Annotated in this window: 12 protein-coding genes, 4 tRNA genes and 2 rRNA genes (1 of these 18 running past the window's edge); all 18 read left to right on the top strand. The window is 55.0% G+C overall.

What is annotated here, in order from left to right:
• Window positions 1-2455 (top strand): 23S ribosomal RNA (locus HV782_RS26325) (it extends 439 nt beyond the left edge of the window).
• Between the two features lie 150 nt (window positions 2456-2605).
• Window positions 2606-2721 (top strand): 5S ribosomal RNA (rrf, locus tag HV782_RS26320).
• A 132-nt stretch (window positions 2722-2853) separates the two neighbouring features.
• The gene (gene birA, locus HV782_RS26315; RefSeq protein WP_123467465.1) at window positions 2854-3807 is read left to right on the top strand and encodes a bifunctional biotin--[acetyl-CoA-carboxylase] ligase/biotin operon repressor BirA; all 954 of its coding nucleotides are present in this window, start codon (window positions 2854-2856) and stop codon (window positions 3805-3807) included.
• Window positions 3797-4546, top strand: coding sequence for a pantothenate kinase (locus tag HV782_RS26310; protein ID WP_123467467.1), 750 nt, complete (start codon window positions 3797-3799; stop codon window positions 4544-4546). The genes birA and HV782_RS26310 overlap by 11 nt, the downstream gene beginning before the upstream one ends.
• Window positions 4547-4553: 7 nt before the next feature.
• On the top strand, window positions 4554-5000 hold the full coding sequence (locus tag HV782_RS26305) for a hypothetical protein (RefSeq protein ID WP_123467469.1): 447 nt from the start codon (window positions 4554-4556) through the stop codon (window positions 4998-5000).
• A gap of 143 nt (window positions 5001-5143) precedes the next feature.
• Window positions 5144-5228 (top strand) — tRNA-Tyr (locus tag HV782_RS26300).
• A gap of 25 nt (window positions 5229-5253) precedes the next feature.
• Window positions 5254-5327 (top strand) — tRNA-Gly (locus tag HV782_RS26295).
• Window positions 5328-5353: 26 nt separating this feature from the next.
• Window positions 5354-5429: transfer RNA gene (locus HV782_RS26290), tRNA-Thr, on the top strand.
• Window positions 5430-5514: 85 nt separating this feature from the next.
• The gene (gene tuf / locus HV782_RS26285; protein WP_186746080.1) at window positions 5515-6708 is read left to right on the top strand and encodes an elongation factor Tu; all 1194 of its coding nucleotides are present in this window, start codon (window positions 5515-5517) and stop codon (window positions 6706-6708) included.
• 53 nt (window positions 6709-6761) lie between these two features.
• Window positions 6762-6837, top strand: a tRNA-Trp gene (locus tag HV782_RS26280).
• 45 nt (window positions 6838-6882) lie between these two features.
• Window positions 6883-7251: a preprotein translocase subunit SecE gene (gene secE, locus HV782_RS26275; protein WP_064589465.1), complete on the top strand. Its 369-nt coding sequence runs from the start codon at window positions 6883-6885 to the stop codon at window positions 7249-7251.
• Window positions 7252-7260: 9 nt separating this feature from the next.
• The gene (gene nusG, locus HV782_RS26270; protein WP_007957598.1) at window positions 7261-7794 is read left to right on the top strand and encodes a transcription termination/antitermination protein NusG; all 534 of its coding nucleotides are present in this window, start codon (window positions 7261-7263) and stop codon (window positions 7792-7794) included.
• Between the two features lie 117 nt (window positions 7795-7911).
• Window positions 7912-8343, top strand: coding sequence for a 50S ribosomal protein L11 (gene rplK / locus HV782_RS26265; RefSeq protein WP_003228756.1), 432 nt, complete (start codon window positions 7912-7914; stop codon window positions 8341-8343).
• On the top strand, window positions 8343-9038 hold the full coding sequence (rplA, locus tag HV782_RS26260) for a 50S ribosomal protein L1 (RefSeq protein ID WP_024014523.1): 696 nt from the start codon (window positions 8343-8345) through the stop codon (window positions 9036-9038). The genes rplK and rplA overlap by 1 nt, the downstream gene beginning before the upstream one ends.
• 199 nt (window positions 9039-9237) lie before the next feature.
• Complete coding sequence (gene rplJ, locus HV782_RS26255; protein ID WP_003228752.1) at window positions 9238-9738, top strand: 50S ribosomal protein L10; 501 nt, start codon at window positions 9238-9240, stop codon at window positions 9736-9738.
• A 74-nt stretch (window positions 9739-9812) separates the two neighbouring features.
• Window positions 9813-10178 (top strand): 50S ribosomal protein L7/L12, encoded by a 366-nt coding sequence (gene rplL / locus HV782_RS26250; protein ID WP_007962228.1) that lies wholly within the window; start codon window positions 9813-9815, stop codon window positions 10176-10178.
• A 221-nt stretch (window positions 10179-10399) separates the two neighbouring features.
• Window positions 10400-14473 carry a DNA-directed RNA polymerase subunit beta gene (gene rpoB, locus HV782_RS26245; RefSeq protein ID WP_123467463.1) on the top strand — a complete coding sequence of 1358 codons (4074 nt, stop codon included), beginning with the start codon at window positions 10400-10402 and terminating at the stop codon, window positions 14471-14473.
• 64 nt (window positions 14474-14537) lie between these two features.
• A complete protein-coding gene (rpoC, locus tag HV782_RS26240) occupies window positions 14538-18737 on the top strand; it encodes a DNA-directed RNA polymerase subunit beta' (RefSeq protein ID WP_007962225.1) in 4200 nt (1399 codons plus the stop codon).
• The last annotated feature ends 6 nt before the right edge of the window (window positions 18738-18743 follow it).

The raw sequence follows: 18743 nt of genomic DNA, 5'->3' as shown, positions 1-18743 counted from the left end.
AGTGAACTAGTACCGTGAGGGAAAGGCGAAAAGAACCCCGGAGAGGGGAGTGAAATAGATCCTGAAACCGTATGCGTACAAGCAGTGGGAGCAGACTTTGTTCTGTGACTGCGTACCTTTTGTATAATGGGTCAGCGACTTATTTTCAGTGGCGAGCTTAACCGAATAGGGGAGGCGTAGCGAAAGCGAGTCTTAATAGGGCGTCTAGTCGCTGGGAATAGACCCGAAACCGGGCGATCTATCCATGGGCAGGTTGAAGGTTAGGTAACACTGACTGGAGGACCGAACCGACTACCGTTGAAAAGTTAGCGGATGACCTGTGGATCGGAGTGAAAGGCTAATCAAGCTCGGAGATAGCTGGTTCTCCTCGAAAGCTATTTAGGTAGCGCCTCATGTATCACTGTAGGGGGTAGAGCACTGTTTCGGCTAGGGGGTCATCCCGACTTACCAAACCGATGCAAACTCCGAATACCTACAAGTGCCGAGCATGGGAGACACACGGCGGGTGCTAACGTCCGTCGTGAAAAGGGAAACAACCCAGACCGTCAGCTAAGGTCCCAAAGTTATGGTTAAGTGGGAAACGATGTGGGAAGGCTTAGACAGCTAGGAGGTTGGCTTAGAAGCAGCCACCCTTTAAAGAAAGCGTAATAGCTCACTAGTCGAGTCGGCCTGCGCGGAAGATGTAACGGGGCTCAAACCATACACCGAAGCTACGGGTATCATCTTCGGATGATGCGGTAGAGGAGCGTTCTGTAAGCCTGTGAAGGTGAGTTGAGAAGCTTGCTGGAGGTATCAGAAGTGCGAATGCTGACATGAGTAACGACAATGGGTGTGAAAAACACCCACGCCGAAAGACCAAGGTTTCCTGCGCAACGTTAATCGACGCAGGGTTAGTCGGTCCCTAAGGCGAGGCTGAAAAGCGTAGTCGATGGAAAACAGGTTAATATTCCTGTACTTCTGGTTATTGCGATGGAGGGACGGAGAAGGCTAGGCCAGCTTGGCGTTGGTTGTCCAAGTTTAAGGTGGTAGGCTGGAATCTTAGGTAAATCCGGGATTCTAAGGCCGAGAGCTGATGACGAGTTACCTTTCAGGTGACGAAGTGGTTGATGCCATGCTTCCAAGAAAAGCTTCTAAGCTTCAGATAACCAGGAACCGTACCCCAAACCGACACAGGTGGTTGGGTAGAGAATACCAAGGCGCTTGAGAGAACTCGGGTGAAGGAACTAGGCAAAATGGCACCGTAACTTCGGGAGAAGGTGCGCCGGTGAGGGTGAAGGACTTGCTCCGTAAGCTCATGCCGGTCGAAGATACCAGGCCGCTGCGACTGTTTATTAAAAACACAGCACTCTGCAAACACGAAAGTGGACGTATAGGGTGTGACGCCTGCCCGGTGCCGGAAGGTTAATTGATGGGGTTAGCTAACGCGAAGCTCTTGATCGAAGCCCCGGTAAACGGCGGCCGTAACTATAACGGTCCTAAGGTAGCGAAATTCCTTGTCGGGTAAGTTCCGACCTGCACGAATGGCGTAACGATGGCGGCGCTGTCTCCACCCGAGACTCAGTGAAATTGAAATCGCTGTGAAGATGCAGTGTATCCGCGGCTAGACGGAAAGACCCCGTGAACCTTTACTATAGCTTTGCACTGGACTTTGAATTTGCTTGTGTAGGATAGGTGGGAGGCTTTGAAGCGTGGACGCCAGTTCGCGTGGAGCCATCCTTGAAATACCACCCTGGCAACTTTGAGGTTCTAACTCAGGTCCGTTATCCGGATCGAGGACAGTGTATGGTGGGTAGTTTGACTGGGGCGGTCTCCTCCTAAAGAGTAACGGAGGAGTACGAAGGTGCGCTCAGACCGGTCGGAAATCGGTCGTAGAGTATAAAGGCAAAAGCGCGCTTGACTGCGAGACAGACACGTCGAGCAGGTACGAAAGTAGGTCTTAGTGATCCGGTGGTTCTGTATGGAAGGGCCATCGCTCAACGGATAAAAGGTACTCCGGGGATAACAGGCTGATACCGCCCAAGAGTTCATATCGACGGCGGTGTTTGGCACCTCGATGTCGGCTCATCACATCCTGGGGCTGAAGCCGGTCCCAAGGGTATGGCTGTTCGCCATTTAAAGTGGTACGCGAGCTGGGTTTAGAACGTCGTGAGACAGTTCGGTCCCTATCTGCCGTGGACGTTTGAGATTTGAGAGGGGCTGCTCCTAGTACGAGAGGACCGGAGTGGACGAACCTCTGGTGTTCCGGTTGTCACGCCAGTGGCATTGCCGGGTAGCTATGTTCGGGAAAGATAACCGCTGAAAGCATCTAAGCGGGAAACTTGCCTCAAGATGAGATCTCACTGGAACCTTGAGTTCCCTGAAGGGCCGTCGAAGACTACGACGTTGATAGGTTGGGTGTGTAAGCGCTGTGAGGCGTTGAGCTAACCAATACTAATTGCCCGTGAGGCTTGACCATATAACACCCAAGCAATTTGCGTCGAAGAGACCAGATTGCGGTGTGTGAAGACGAAACGAACCGAAAGTTCGCGCAACTCACAAGACACCTGTATCACATACCCGATTTGCTGAAGCGAGGCCAGATGGTCGCGAGTCAGTACCCGAATTTCTTGACGACCATAGAGCGTTGGAACCACCTGATCCCATCCCGAACTCAGAAGTGAAACGATGCATCGCCGATGGTAGTGTGGGGTTTCCCCATGTGAGAGTAGGTCATCGTCAAGATTAAATTCCGAAACCCCAATTGCGAAAGCAGTTGGGGTTTTGTTTTGCCCGCAGGAAATGCGTCTGCTTGATTTCTATGCAACGGCGCGGGTCATGGATATTATTCGGGCCTCATTGTGAGGCGAGATCTGCATGCTGACGTTGTTGAACCTTCTGAAGGATGGCCGATTCCATTCTGGTCAGGACTTGGGCGAGGCCCTGGGAATTAGTCGAAGTGCGGTGTGGAAGCAGCTTCAGCATCTTGAGGCGGAGCTTGGGCTGTCCATTCATAAGGTTCGGGGGCGAGGCTATCAGTTGGCTACCCCCTTGATGTTGCTGGATCCCCTTGGCATGGCAGGAATGTCGCCAAGCTGGCCAGTAACGGTTTTTGACTCCATTGACTCTACTAATGCCCAGGCGCTGCGGGCCATTGGGCAAGGTCAGGTTGCACCATTTTTGGTAGTCGCGGAGCGGCAGATTGCCGGTCGAGGGCGTAGGGGGCGTAAATGGGTAAGTCCCTTTGCCGAGAATCTCTATTACAGCCTTGTACTGCGCATTGATGGTGGTATGCGTCAGCTTGAGGGGCTGAGCCTGGTCGTTGGGCTCGCGGTTATGCAAACCCTCAGAAAGCTGGGAGTGGCTGACGTGGGACTGAAATGGCCGAATGATGTTCTCGTCGACAGTAAAAAAATCGCCGGGATATTGCTCGAGCTCGTCGGAGATCCGGCAGATGTATGTCATGTAGTGCTAGGGATCGGCATTAACGTGAATATGCAGGCGGCTGATGAGGTTGATCAGCAATGGACCTCGATGAGGTTGGAGTCAGGTAAAAGCTTTGATCGAAATGCGCTGGTCGTCGAGTTGAGTAACCAATTACAGGCATACATACAGCGTCACCAGGTCGGTGGTTTTTCTGTTCTTCAGGCTGAGTGGGAAGAGAACCATCTTTGGCAGGGGCGGATGGTTTCCCTGATAGCGGGTGTCAATCAGATAGATGGCGTAGTGCTTGGCATCGATAACCAGGGCGCGCTGCGATTGAAGGTGAATGGCATGGAAAAAGTCTTTAGTGGCGGCGAGCTTAGCCTGAGGTTGCGTGATGATTCTTGAGCTCGACTGCGGCAACAGCTTTATTAAATGGCGAGTGCTGAAGGCCAAGGCGGTAGCCTTGATGGCAGAGGGTGTGGTCGATTCAGATCAGGCGCTGTTGGAAAGCCTTCGAGGCCTGGATGGACTTGCATTAAGTAACTGCCGTTTGGTGAGTGTGCGTACTGTTGAGGAAACTGTTGCGCTAACCGCGATGCTTGAGCGGGAGTTCGGCGTAACGGTCGTCTGTGCGAAATCTGCTAGAGAGATGTCTGGCGTAAAAAATGGATACGAGGATTACGAGCGACTGGGGCTGGATCGTTGGCTTGCAATGCTTGGTGGCTTTCATCTGGCGAATGGCGCGTGCCTGGTTCTGGATTTTGGCACTGCGGTCACTGCGGATTTTATTGCTGCAGACGGTGAGCATCTTGGTGGCTTCATTTGTCCCGGTATGCCGTTGATGCGTAATCAGCTGCGAACCCATACCAGGAAAATTCGATATGGGGATCTGGCTGCCGAGCGTGCCTTGGCCAGCCAGGCTCCAGGCCGTACCACGGTCGAGGCTGTAGAGCGCGGATGTTCGCTGATGTTGAAGGGGTTTGTGCTCACTCAGTTGGAGATGGCGCGAGCCTATTGGGGGCAGGACTTCACTGTTTTTATCACTGGTGGAGATGCCGAACTGGTTGCAGGCGCTGCGCCTGATGCTCGAATCGTTCCCGATCTGGTGTTTGTGGGCTTGGCTATGGCGTGTCCTTTTTCCTGAGGTTCGTATGCGTTGGTTGTTCCTGCTGCTGGTTGTTCTCAATGTGTTCTATTACGTCTGGCATCAGCAGGAGGCTCCTTTGCGAGCCAAAGATGTCACTCCTCTCAGTTTGTATCGGGGGACGCAACAAGATATTCGCTTGCTGAGTGAGAGTGGTGGCTCTCCTGCACAGAAAGCCGGGGCGTCGCGCACGGAGGCGGAAGGTGAACAGTGCCTTTACGTCGGTGGGTTTGCCCGCGCGGAGTCACTGCAGGCTCTCGATCGGCGTCTTGTTCAGATGGAGGTGAAGACTCAGTCTTCGCAAAAAGACTTTCCTGACTCAGGATATTGGTTGCGAATTTCACCTGAAAGCCAGCGTTTGCTGGGAGATGAGCAGTTGAAGAACCTTTCCAAGGAATTCAATGAGTTAAAACATAAAATAATGCTGTGTGGAGGGGTTGCACCGGCTGAATAGTTTGCATAGAATGGCGCCCGCTCCACAGTGAAGGCCTGAACAGGCGGTTGCAGTAGAGCGGTGTCAATGCAGCTAACCTCAGGTTTTTAAATGAGAAAATGCTTGACAGGGGTTTGGCATAGTATAGAATGCCGGCCTGATTAGGAGGGGTTCCCGAGCGGCCAAAGGGATCAGACTGTAAATCTGACGTCTACGACTTCGAAGGTTCGAATCCTTCTCCCTCCACCAGATTTTAGCGTGAGCTGCAGGCTCCGCGGGTATAGTTTAGTGGTAGAACCTCAGCCTTCCAAGCTGATGATGCGGGTTCGATTCCCGCTACCCGCTCCAAGTTTGCAGGTTGTGCAAAGTGTTTCGCTCTTGTAGCTCAGTTGGTAGAGCACACCCTTGGTAAGGGTGAGGTCAGCGGTTCAAATCCGCTCAAGAGCTCCATATAACAAGGCAGATATGAAAATATCTGCCTTTGTTTTAATGGTAGATATTGTTTGTCTAATTCTTCTGTTTGAGGGTGTTATCGATGGCTAAGGAAAAATTTGATCGTTCCCTGCCCCACGTCAACGTAGGGACCATTGGTCACGTTGACCACGGTAAAACCACTCTGACCGCTGCTCTGACTCGCGTCTGCTCCGAAGTTTTCGGTTCGGCCGTAGTTGAATTCGACAAGATCGACAGCGCTCCAGAAGAAAAAGCTCGCGGTATCACCATCAACACCGCGCACGTTGAGTACAACTCGCTGATCCGTCACTACGCTCACGTTGACTGCCCAGGTCACGCTGACTATGTGAAGAACATGATCACCGGTGCTGCTCAAATGGACGGCGCTATCCTGGTTTGCTCGGCCGCTGATGGTCCGATGCCACAAACCCGTGAGCACATCCTGCTGTCCCGTCAGGTAGGCGTTCCGTACATCGTGGTTTTCCTGAACAAGGCTGACCTGGTAGACGACGCTGAGCTGCTGGAGCTGGTTGAGATGGAAGTTCGCGACCTGCTGTCCACCTACGACTTCCCGGGCGATGACACTCCAATCATCATCGGTTCGGCTCGTATGGCGCTGGAAGGCAAAGACGACAACGAAATGGGCACCACTGCCGTCAAGAGGCTGGTTGAAACTCTGGACAGCTACATCCCAGAACCAGTTCGTATGATCGACAAGCCATTCCTGATGCCAATCGAAGACGTATTCTCGATCTCGGGTCGCGGTACTGTTGTGACTGGTCGTATCGAGCGCGGTATCGTTCGCGTTCAAGATGCACTGGAAATCGTTGGTCTGCGTGACACCACCACCACCACCTGCACCGGTGTTGAGATGTTCCGCAAGCTGCTCGACGAAGGTCGTGCTGGCGAGAACTGCGGCGTTCTGCTGCGTGGTACCAAGCGTGATGACGTTGAGCGTGGTCAGGTTCTGGTTAAGCCAGGTTCGGTTAAGCCGCACACCAAGTTCACCGCAGAAGTTTACGTTCTGAGCAAGGAAGAAGGCGGTCGTCACACTCCGTTCTTCAAAGGCTACCGTCCACAGTTCTACTTCCGTACTACTGACGTGACTGGTAACTGCGAGCTGCCAGAAGGCGTTGAAATGGTAATGCCAGGTGACAACATTCAGATGACTGTTACCCTGATCAAAACCATCGCGATGGAAGACGGTCTGCGTTTCGCTATCCGTGAAGGCGGTCGTACCGTCGGCGCTGGCGTCGTAGCCAAAATCATCGAATAAACGGTTGTAATGTATTTTTCGGGCCGGCATAATGGTCGGCCTGATTTTGTTTTAGGTCAGTAGCTCAATTGGCAGAGCGACGGTCTCCAAAACCGTAGGTTGGGGGTTCGATTCCCTCCTGACCTGCCAGATTCACTCGGTGTGTCTGGCTTTCTTTTCACAGGATCTTCATAGATGACTCCTAAGGCTGAAGCTCAAGGCTCTCGCTTCGATCTGCTCAAGTGGCTTGTAGTAGTCGCTTTGGTGGTTGTTGGCGTTGTTGGCAATCAGTATTACGCTGCTTCGCCGATCCTGTACCGTGTACTTGCTTTGCTTGTCATTGCTGCTGTAGCTGCCTTTGTAGGCCTGCAGACTGCTAAGGGCAAGTCTTTCTTTGTACTGGTTAAGGAAGCTCGCACCGAGATTCGTAAAGTCGTGTGGCCAACTCGCCAAGAAACCACGCAGACCACGCTGATTGTCGTGGCTGTTGTTCTGGTTATGGCGTTGCTGTTGTGGGGGCTTGATTCCCTGCTCGGTTGGCTTGTTTCCTTGATTGTCGGCTAAGGGTGTCCCGTGGCTAAGCGTTGGTATGTTGTGCATGCTTACTCGGGTTACGAGAAGCATGTGATGCGCTCGCTGATCGAGCGCGTAAAGCTGGCTGGCATGGAAGATGGCTTCGGCGAGATTCTGGTTCCCACTGAAGAAGTGGTTGAGATGCGCAATGGCCAGAAGCGCAAAAGCGAGCGAAAGTTCTTTCCAGGCTACGTGCTGGTTCAGATGGATATGAATGAGGGTACTTGGCACTTGGTCAAGGACACTCCTCGCGTGATGGGTTTTATCGGCGGTACTGCTGATAAGCCAGCGCCTATTACGGATAAAGAGGCAGAAGCAATTCTGCGTCGCGTTGCTGATGGTAGCGACAAGCCTAAGCCGAAGACGTTGTTCGAGCCAGGTGAGACGGTACGTGTCAACGACGGTCCATTCGCCGATTTCAACGGCGTCGTTGAAGAAGTTAACTACGAAAAGAGCCGGATCCAAGTGGCGGTGCTCATTTTCGGTCGCTCTACTCCGGTGGAGCTGGAGTTCAGTCAGGTCGAAAAGGTCTAACTGGGCAAGCATCCCAACCCCACAGCCCAAGGCTGTGGGGTTTTGTCGTCACTGGGATAAACGCGCAAGTAACCGGGGAGCCTTTCGAGGCGTTCGAACCCGTAATTGGAGTGCCTCATGGCCAAGAAGATTACCGCTTACATCAAGCTGCAAGTGAAGGCCGCTCAGGCTAACCCAAGTCCACCTGTTGGTCCTGCTCTGGGTCAGCACGGCGTGAACATCATGGAATTCTGCAAGGCCTTCAACGCCCGTACTCAGGGTCTTGAAGCAGGTCTGCCGACTCCAGTGATCATCACTGTCTACAGCGACCGTAGCTTCACTTTCGAAACCAAATCCACCCCTGCTTCGGTTCTGCTGAAGAAGGCGGCCGGTCTGACCAGCGGTTCCGCTCGTCCGAACACCGTTAAGGTCGGCACTGTTACCCGTGCTCAGCTGGAAGAAATCGCGAAAACCAAAAACGCGGATCTGACTGCAGCTGATATGGATGCAGCCGTGCGTACTATCGCCGGTTCTGCTCGTAGCATGGGCCTTAACGTGGAGGGTGTGTAATGGCTAAGCTGACCAAGCGTCAAAAGGCTATCGCCGGCAAAATCGAAGCAGGCAAGGCCTACAACATTGTAGACGCTGCTGCTCTGCTGGCTGAGCTGTCGACTGTCAAGTTCAGCGAGTCGTTCGACGTTGCTGTAAACCTGGGTGTAGACCCACGTAAATCCGACCAGGTTGTTCGTAGCGCTACTGTGCTGCCACACGGCACTGGCAAGACCGTTCGCGTAGCCGTGTTCACCCAGGGTCCAGCTGCCGAGGCCGCTCTGGCTGCCGGCGCTGACCGTGTAGGTATGGACGATCTGGCTGCCGAAATGAAAGGCGGCGACCTGAACTATGACGTAGTGATTGCATCCCCGGATGCCATGCGCGTTGTAGGTCAACTGGGTCAGATCCTCGGTCCACGTGGCCTGATGCCTAACCCGAAAGTCGGCACCGTAACTCCAGACGTGGCTAACGCGGTTAAAAACGCCAAGGCTGGTCAGGTTCGTTATCGCACCGACAAAAACGGCATCATCCACACTTCCGTTGGCAAGATCGGCTTCGATGCCGTCAAGCTGAAGGAAAACGTTGAAGCCCTGATCGCTGATCTGAAGCGTATCAAGCCAGCTTCCTCGAAAGGCATTTACGTCAAGCGCGTTACCCTGAGCACCACCATGGGCCCAGGTCTGGTTATCGACCAAAGCTCGCTCGACGCGTAAGACAAAAATTGGCGCGATTTGATCGCGCCAGTTGAAAGATTGGGGTCCCTGCCTGGCGGGGGCTATCCAAGACCGTAGGCGGCGCAAGCCTTAAACCACAAGCCTACGCAGATGGTGCTCCCGGTTCCTTACCGAATCAGACACCAAAACGACATTCGGTTTCGACCGAGTGAAACGGTAACAAGCAGGAGTTAAACCCGTGGCAATTAATCTCGAAGACAAGAAGGCCATCGTCGCTGAAGTCAACGAGGCTGCCAAAGTCGCTCTGTCCGCTGTCGTGGTTGATGCCCGTGGCGTAACAGTAGGCGCAATGACCGGACTCCGTAAAGAGGCTCGTGAAGCTGGCGTTTACGTACGTGTTGTACGTAACACCCTGCTCAAGCGCGCTGTTGCTGACACTGAATACAGTGTCCTCAACGACGTGTTCACCGGCCCGACCCTGATTGCATTCTCGAACGAACATCCGGGCGCTGCTGCCCGTATCTTCAAAGAGTTTGCCAAGGGTCAGGACAAGTTCGAGATCAAGGCAGCTGCGTTCGAGGGCAAGTTCCTCGCAGCTAATCAGATCGACGTACTGGCAACTCTGCCGACCCGTGACGAAGCAATTTCTCAGCTGATGAGCGTGATTCAAGGCGCTACCAGCAAATTGGCTCGTACTCTGGCGGCAATTCGCGACCAGAAAGAAGCTGCCGCAGCCTAAGGCTCGTCAACTTCTCGCGTTTTTTGTTTATTTCGATGGTCGCGTAGGCCGTCCCCCAATTCAGGAATTGAGTCATGTCTCTGACTAACGAACAAATCATCGAAGCAATCGGCCAGAAATCCGTAGTGGAAATCGTTGAGCTGATCAAAGCGATGGAAGAAACCTTCGGTGTTACCGCTGCTGCTGCTTCGGCTGGCCCAGCTGTAGCTGCTGCTGCTGTTGAAGAGCAAACCGAGTTCAACGTTGTTCTGCTGGAAGCTGGCGAGAAGAAGGTTAACGTGATCAAGGCAGTTCGTGAACTGACCGGTCTGGGCCTGAAAGAAGCCAAAGAGAAAGTAGACGGCGCTCCTCAGGTTGTAGCTGAAGGCGTTTCGAAAGAAGCTGCTGAAGACGCTAAGAAGAAGCTGGAAGAAGCAGGCGCTAAAGTCGAACTGAAATAAGTATCGACTTTGCTCCTCCAGCCCGAGCGTCAAGCGACAGGCTGATGGCTGGTGGCTCTTGCCACCGGCCTTTTTCCGTTATTGGCAGCCGACTGGGTCGGTGCTGATAAAGGCGCTGTAACCACCCGATGCGGTGGCGCAAACCATGGGGTTTGCACGATTTTCTGGCTGCTCCCGTCGGGAGGGGCCAAACAAGCAGGTGACCAAGCTGGGGAACGCTGATGGCTTACTCATATACTGAGAAAAAACGTATCCGCAAGGACTTTAGCAAGTTGCCGGACGTCATGGATGTGCCGTACCTCCTGGCCATCCAGCTGGATTCGTATCGTGAATTCTTGCAAGCGGGAGCGACTAAAGATCAGTTCCGCGACGTGGGCCTGCATGCGGCCTTCAAATCCGTTTTCCCGATCATCAGCTACTCCGGCAATGCTGCGCTGGAGTACGTCGGTTATCGCCTGGGCGAACCGGCATTTGATGTCAAAGAATGCGTATTGCGCGGTGTAACTTTCGCCGTACCTTTGCGGGTAAAAGTGCGCCTGATCATTTTCGACAAAGAATCGTCGAACAAAGCGATCAAGGACATCAAAGAGCAAGAAGTCTACATGGGCGAAATCCCATTGATGACTGAGAACGGTACCTTCGTAATCAACGGTACCGAGCGTGTTATCGTTTCCCAGCTGCACCGTTCCCCGGGCGTGTTCTTCGACCACGACCGCGGCAAGACGCACAGCTCCGGCAAACTGTTGTACTCCGCTCGCATCATTCCTTACCGCGGTTCGTGGCTGGACTTCGAGTTCGACCCGAAAGACTGCGTGTTCGTGCGTATCGACCGTCGTCGCAAGCTGCCGGCCTCGGTACTGCTGCGCGCGCTCGGTTACACCACCGAAGAAGTGCTGGACGCGTTCTACACCACCAACGTATTCCACGTTAAAGGCGAAGGCCTGAGCCTGGAACTGGTGCCTCAGCGCCTGCGCGGTGAAGTCGCTGTCCTCGACATTCAGGACGACAAAGGCAAGGTGATTGTTGAGCAGGGCCGTCGTATTACTGCCCGCCACATCAACCAGCTGGAAAAAGCCGGGATCAAAGAGCTGGATGTGCCTCTGGACTACGTCCTGGGTCGCACGACCGCCAAGGTCATCGTGCATCCGGCTACCGGCGAAATCCTGGCAGAGTGCAACACCGAGCTGTCGACCGAAGTCCTGGCGAAAATTGCCAAGGCGGGTGTCGTTCGCATCGAAACTCTGTACACCAACGACATCGACTGCGGTCCGTTCGTCTCCGACACGCTGAAGATCGACTCCACCAGCAACCAATTGGAAGCGCTGGTCGAGATCTATCGCATGATGCGTCCAGGCGAGCCGCCAACCAAGGACGCTGCCGAAACCCTGTTCAACAACCTGTTCTTCAGCCCTGAGCGCTATGACCTGTCTGCGGTCGGCCGGATGAAGTTCAACCGTCGTATCGGTCGCACCGAGATCGAAGGTTCGGGCGTGCTGTGCAAGGAAGACATCGTCGCGGTACTGAAGACTCTGGTCGACATCCGTAACGGTAAAGGCATCGTCGACGACATCGATCACCTGGGTAACCGTCGCGTTCGTTGCGTCGGCGAGATGGCCGAGAACCAGTTCCGCGTTGGCCTGGTGCGTGTTGAGCGTGCGGTCAAAGAGCGTCTGTCGATGGCAGAAAGCGAAGGCCTGATGCCGCAAGACCTGATCAACGCCAAGCCAGTGGCTGCGGCGGTGAAAGAGTTCTTCGGTTCCAGCCAGCTGTCGCAGTTCATGGACCAGAACAACCCGCTGTCCGAGATCACCCACAAGCGTCGTGTTTCTGCACTCGGCCCTGGTGGTCTGACTCGTGAGCGCGCAGGCTTTGAAGTTCGTGACGTACACCCGACTCACTACGGCCGTGTATGCCCGATCGAAACGCCGGAAGGTCCGAACATCGGTCTGATCAACTCCCTGGCGGCTTACGCTCGCACCAACCAGTACGGCTTCCTGGAAAGCCCGTACCGCGTGGTGAAAGAGGGTGTGGTCACCGACGAGATCGTGTTCCTGTCCGCCATTGAAGAAGCCGATCACGTGATCGCGCAGGCTTCGGCGACCATGAACGACCAGAAAGTCCTGATCGACGAACTGGTAGCCGTACGTCACCTGAACGAATTCACCGTCAAGGCGCCGGAAGACGTCACTTTGATGGACGTTTCGCCGAAGCAGGTAGTTTCGGTCGCAGCGTCGCTGATTCCGTTCCTCGAGCACGACGACGCCAACCGTGCGTTGATGGGTTCGAACATGCAGCGTCAAGCTGTACCAACCCTGCGCGCTGACAAGCCGCTGGTAGGTACCGGCATGGAGCGTAACGTAGCCCGTGACTCCGGCGTTTGCGTCGTGGCTCGTCGTGGCGGCGTGATCGATTCCGTCGACGCCAGCCGTATCGTGGTTCGTGTTGCTGATGACGAAGTCGAAACCGGTGAAGCGGGTGTCGACATCTACAACCTGACCAAATACACCCGCTCGAACCAGAACACCTGCATCAACCAGCGTCCGCTGGTGAGCAAGGGTGATCGCGTTCAGCGTAGCGACATCATGGCCGACGGCCCGTCCACCGACATGGGTGAACTGGCGCTGGGTCAGAACATGCGCATCGCGTTCATGGCATGGAACGGCTTCAACTTCGAAGACTCCATCTGCCTGTCCGAGCGTGTTGTTCAGGAGGACCGTTTCACCACGATCCACATTCAGGAACTGACCTGTGTGGCCCGTGACACCAAGCTTGGCCCAGAGGAAATCACTGCGGACATCCCGAACGTGGGTGAAGCTGCACTGAACAAGCTGGACGAAGCCGGTATCGTTTACGTAGGTGCTGAAGTAGGCGCAGGCGACATCCTGGTGGGCAAGGTCACTCCGAAAGGCGAGACCCAGCTGACTCCGGAAGAAAAACTGCTGCGTGCGATCTTCGGTGAAAAAGCCAGCGACGTTAAAGACACCTCCCTGCGCGTGCCTACCGGCACCAAAGGTACTGTCATCGACGTACAGGTCTTCACCCGTGACGGCGTTGAGCGTGATGCTCGTGCACTGTCGATCGAGAAGTCCCAGCTGGACGAGATCCGCAAGGATCTGAACGAAGAGTTCCGTATCGTTGAAGGCGCGACCTTCGAACGTCTGCGCTCCGCTCTGGTAGGCCACAAGGCTGAAGGCGGCGCCGGTCTGAAGAAGGGTCAGGACATCACCGACGAAGTACTCGACGGTCTTGAGCATGGTCAGTGGTTCAAACTGCGCATGGCTGAAGATGCTCTGAACGAGCAGCTCGAGAAGGCTCAGGCCTACATCGTTGATCGCCGCCGTCTGCTCGACGACAAGTTCGAAGACAAGAAGCGCAAACTGCAGCAGGGCGATGACCTGGCTCCAGGCGTGCTGAAAATCGTCAAGGTTTACCTGGCAATCCGTCGTCGCATCCAGCCGGGCGACAAGATGGCCGGTCGTCACGGTAACAAAGGTGTGGTCTCCGTGATCATGCCGGTTGAAGACATGCCGCACGATGCCAATGGCACCCCGGTCGACGTCGTCCTCAACCCGCTGGGCGTACCTTCGCGTATGAACGTTGGTCAGATCCTTGAAACCCACCTGGGCCTCGCAGCCAAAGGTCTGGGCGAGAAGATCAACCGGATGGTCGAAGAGCAGCGTAAAGTCGCTGAGCTGCGTACCTTCCTGGACGAGATCTACAACCAGATCGGCGGTCGTAACGAAGATCTGGACAGCTTCTCCGATCAGGAAATCCTGGATCTGGCGAAGAACCTGCGTGGCGGTGTTCCAATGGCCACCCCAGTGTTCGACGGCGCCAAGGAAAGCGAAATCAAGGCCATGCTGAAACTGGCAGACCTGCCGGAAAGCGGCCAGATGCAGCTGACTGACGGCCGTACCGGCAACAAGTTTGAGCGTCCAGTTACCGTTGGCTACATGTACATGCTGAAGCTGAACCACTTGGTAGACGACAAGATGCACGCGCGTTCTACCGGTTCGTACAGCCTGGTTACCCAGCAGCCGCTGGGTGGTAAGGCGCAGTTCGGTGGTCAGCGTTTCGGGGAGATGGAGGTCTGGGCACTGGAAGCATACGGTGCTGCTTACACTCTGCAAGAAATGCTCACAGTGAAGTCGGACGATGTGAACGGCCGTACCAAGATGTACAAAAACATCGTGGATGGCGATCACCGTATGGAGCCGGGCATGCCCGAGTCCTTCAACGTGTTGATCAAGGAAATTCGTTCCCTCGGCATCGATATCGATCTGGAAACCGAATAACACGTGACGCGAATCGAGAGCGGGGCAGGATTGCCCGCTCTCTGCTCCGCCAGGAGGAAAGGCCTTGAAAGACCTACTGAATTTGCTGAAAAACCAGGGTCAAGTCGAAGAGTTCGACGCCATCCGTATCGGATTGGCCTCGCCTGAGATGATCCGCTCGTGGTCGTTCGGTGAAGTTAAAAAGCCGGAAACCATCAACTACCGTACGTTCAAACCAGAGCGTGACGGTCTGTTCTGCGCCAAGATCTTTGGCCCGGTAAAGGATTACGAGTGCCTGTGCGGTAAGTACAAGCGCTTGAAGCACCGTGGTGTGATCTGCGAGAAGTGCGGCGTTGAAGTTGCACTGGCCAAGGTTCGTCGTGAGCGCATGGCGCACATCGAACTGGCTTCGCCGGTAGCCCACATCTGGTTCCTGAAATCGCTGCCGTCCCGTATCGGCCTGCTGATGGACATGACCCTGCGTGATATCGAACGCGTTCTCTACTTCGAGAGCTATGTCGTTATCGATCCAGGCATGACCACCCTTGAAAAAGGTCAGCTGCTGAACGACGAGCAGTACTTCGAAGCGCTGGAAGAGTTCGGTGATGACTTCGACGCCCGCATGGGTGCTGAAGCTGTCCGTGAACTGTTGCACGCTATCGACCTGGAACACGAGATTGGCCGTCTGCGTGAAGAAATTCCGCAAACCAACTCCGAAACCAAGATCAAGAAGCTGTCCAAGCGTCTGAAGTTGATGGAAGCCTTCCAGGGTTCCGGCAACCTGCCAGAGTGGATGGTGCTGACCGTTCTGCCGGTTCTGCCGCCAGATCTGCGTCCACTGGTCCCGCTGGATGGCGGTCGCTTCGCGACTTCCGACCTCAACGATCTGTATCGTCGAGTGATCAACCGTAACAACCGTTTGAAGCGCCTGCTGGATCTGTCCGCTCCGGACATCATCGTGCGCAACGAAAAGCGTATGTTGCAGGAAGCTGTCGATGCTCTGCTCGACAACGGTCGTCGTGGCCGCGCTATCACCGGTTCGAACAAGCGTCCTCTGAAATCCCTGGCTGACATGATCAAGGGTAAGCAAGGTCGTTTCCGTCAGAACTTGCTCGGTAAGCGTGTTGACTACTCCGGTCGTTCGGTAATTACCGTAGGCCCGACCCTGCGTCTGCACCAGTGCGGTCTGCCGAAGAAGATGGCTCTCGAGCTGTTCAAACCGTTCATTTTCGGCAAGCTGGAAATGCGTGGTCTGGCGACCACCATCAAAGCAGCCAAGAAAATGGTCGAGCGCGAACTGCCAGAGGTTTGGGACGTTCTCGCTGAAGTGATTCGCGAACACCCGGTTCTTCTCAACCGTGCACCGACCCTTCACCGTCTGGGTATCCAGGCGTTTGAACCGGTACTGATCGAAGGTAAGGCTATCCAGCTGCACCCTCTGGTCTGCGCCGCGTACAACGCCGACTTCGACGGCGACCAAATGGCCGTGCACGTACCGCTGACGCTGGAAGCCCAGCTCGAAGCGCGTGCGTTGATGATGTCGACCAACAACATTCTGTCGCCAGCCAACGGTGAGCCAATCATCGTTCCGTCGCAGGACGTTGTATTGGGTCTGTACTACATGACTCGTGAAGCGATCAACGCCAAGGGCGAAGGTCGTGTATTTGCGGATCTGCAGGAAGTTGACCGTGTGTTCCGTGCCGGCGAAGCCGCACTGCACGCCAAGGTTAAGGTTCGTATCAACGAAACCGTCAACGACCGTGACGGCAACAGCGTAAGCGGCACCCGTATCGTCGACACCACTGTCGGCCGTGCGCTGCTGTTCCAGGTTGTGCCAAAAGGTCTGTCGTACGACGTCGTCAACCTGCCGATGAAGAAAAAGGCGATCTCCAAGCTGATCAACCAGTGCTACCGCGTGGTTGGTCTGAAAGAGACCGTGATCTTCGCTGACCAGTTGATGTACACCGGTTTCGCTTACTCGACCATCTCCGGCGTTTCCATCGGTGTTAACGACTTCGTTATCCCTGACGAGAAAGCCCGCATCATCGGTGCTGCCACCGACGAAGTGAAAGAGATCGAGAGCCAGTACGCCTCCGGCCTGGTAACCCAGGGCGAGAAGTACAACAAAGTGATCGACCTTTGGTCGAAAGCGAACGATGAAGTTTCCAAGGCGATGATGGCCAACCTCTCGAAAGAGAAAGTCATCGACCGCCACGGCGACGAAGTCGACCAAGAGTCTTTCAACTCGATGTACATGATGGCCGACTCCGGTGCGCGGGGTTCCGCAGCACAGATTCGTCAGCTGGCCGGTATGCGTGGTCTGATGGCCAAGCCGGACGGTTCCATCATCGAAACGCCGATTACTGCGAACTTCCGTGAAGGTTTGAGCGTACTTCAGTACTTCATCTCCACTCACGGTGCTCGTAAAGGTCTGGCGGATACCGCGTTGAAAACTGCGAACTCCGGTTACCTGACTCGTCGTCTGGTAGACGTGGCGCAGGATCTGGTTGTAACCGAGATCGATTGCGGCACCGAACACGGTCTGCTGATGACTCCGCACATTGAAGGCGGTGACGTTGTAGAGCCGTTGGGTGAGCGCGTATTGGGTCGTGTTATTGCCCGTGACGTATTCAAGCCAGGCACCGAGGACGTTATCGTTCCGGCCGGTACTCTGGTAGACGAGAAGTGGGTCGAGTTCATCGAGCTGAACAGCATCGACGAAGTGATCGTGCGTTCGCCGATCAGCTGCGAAACCCGCTATGGCATTTGCGCCAAGTGCTACGGTCGTGATCTGGCTCGTGGTCACCAGGTAAACATCGGTGAAGCGGTCGGCGTTATCGCTGCCCAGTCCATCGGTGAGCCGGGTACCCAGCTGACGATGCGTACGTTCCACATCGGTGGTGCGGCAAGCCGTACTTCCGCAGCCGACAGCGTTCAGGTGAAGAATGGCGGTACTGTCCGTCTGCACAACCTGAAACACGTTGAGCGTGTGGATGGCCACCTGGTTGCTGTGTCCCGTTCCGGTGAGCTGGCAATCGCTGATGACTTCGGTCGTGAGCGCGAGCGTTACAAGCTGCCGTACGGTGCCGTGATTTCGGTTAAAGAAGGTGACAAGGTCGACGCTGGCGCAATCGTGGCCAAGTGGGATCCGCACACTCACCCGATCGTTACCGAAATGAAAGGTACCGTGACCTACGTGGGCATGGAAGAAGGCATCACGATCAAGCGTCAGACTGACGAATTGACCGGTATGACCAACATTGAAGTACTCGACGCGAAAGATCGTCCAGCTGCGGGCAAAGAAATCCGTCCAGCAGTGAAGATGGTCGACGACAACGGCAAGGATCTGTTGCTGCCAGGCACTGACGTTATCGCTCAGTACTTCCTGCCAGCCAACGCCCTGGTCGGTGTGGCTGACGGTGCGAAGATTGCGATCGGTGATGTTATCGCTCGTATCCCGCAAGAAACTTCGAAGACCCGTGACATCACCGGTGGTCTGCCGCGTGTTGCCGACCTGTTCGAAGCTCGTCGTCCGAAAGAAGCGTCGATTCTGGCTGAAGTCAGCGGTACCATCGCGTTCGGTAAAGAGACCAAAGGCAAGCGCCGTCTGGTTATCACCCCGAACGACGGTAGCGATCCGTATGAAGAGCTGATTCCGAAGTGGCGTCACCTGAACGTGTTCGAAGGCGAACAGGTAAACCGCGGCGAAGTTATCTCCGACGGTCCGAGCGATCCGCACGACATCCTGCGTCTGCTGGGTGTGAGCGCGCTGGCCAAGTACATTGTTAACGAGATCCAGGACGTTTATCGTCTGCAAGGCGTGAAGATCAACGACAAGCACATCGAGACCATTCTGCGTCAGATGCTGCGTAAAGTTGAGATCTCCGAGTCCGGCGATTCCAGCTTCATCAAGGGCGACCAGATGGAACTGACTCACGTACTGGTAGAGAACGAGCGTCTGAACGCGGAAGACAAGTTTGTCTCCAAGTTCACTCGCGTTCTGCTGGGTATTACCAAGGCGTCGTTGTCGACCGAATCGTTCATCTCCGCGGCTTCCTTCCAGGAAACCACCCGCGTACTGACCGAAGCGGCAGTCACCGGCAAGCGCGATTATCTGCGCGGCCTGAAAGAAAACGTGGTCGTGGGTCGTCTGATCCCGGCCGGTACCGGTCTGGCTTATCACAGCGAGCGCAAACGCCGCCGTGATGCTGACAAACCGTTGCGCGTAAGCGCCAGTGAAGTGGAAGCTGCACTGACCGAAGCGCTGAACTCGAGCGGTAACTGAGTTCTG

Source organism: Pseudomonas monsensis, from assembly GCF_014268495.2.
GTDB classification, from domain to species: domain Bacteria; phylum Pseudomonadota; class Gammaproteobacteria; order Pseudomonadales; family Pseudomonadaceae; genus Aquipseudomonas; species Aquipseudomonas monsensis.
This window is presented reverse-complemented; position numbering and strand designations above follow the sequence as displayed.

Bases quoted from the DNA above. Each gene is read 5' to 3' on its own strand.
- birA (WP_123467465.1), top strand. From the start codon at position 2,854: ATGCTGACGTTGTTGAACCTTCTGAAGGATGGCCGATTCCATTCTGGT.
- HV782_RS26310 (WP_123467467.1), top strand. From the start codon at position 3,797: ATGATTCTTGAGCTCGACTGCGGCAACAGCTTTATTAAATGGCGAGTG.
- HV782_RS26305 (WP_123467469.1), top strand. From the start codon at position 4,554: ATGCGTTGGTTGTTCCTGCTGCTGGTTGTTCTCAATGTGTTCTATTAC.
- tuf (WP_186746080.1), top strand. From the start codon at position 5,515: ATGGCTAAGGAAAAATTTGATCGTTCCCTGCCCCACGTCAACGTAGGG.
- secE (WP_064589465.1), top strand. From the start codon at position 6,883: ATGACTCCTAAGGCTGAAGCTCAAGGCTCTCGCTTCGATCTGCTCAAG.
- rplK (WP_003228756.1), top strand. From the start codon at position 7,912: ATGGCCAAGAAGATTACCGCTTACATCAAGCTGCAAGTGAAGGCCGCT.
- rplA (WP_024014523.1), top strand. From the start codon at position 8,343: ATGGCTAAGCTGACCAAGCGTCAAAAGGCTATCGCCGGCAAAATCGAA.
- rplL (WP_007962228.1), top strand. From the start codon at position 9,813: ATGTCTCTGACTAACGAACAAATCATCGAAGCAATCGGCCAGAAATCC.
- rpoB (WP_123467463.1), top strand. From the start codon at position 10,400: ATGGCTTACTCATATACTGAGAAAAAACGTATCCGCAAGGACTTTAGC.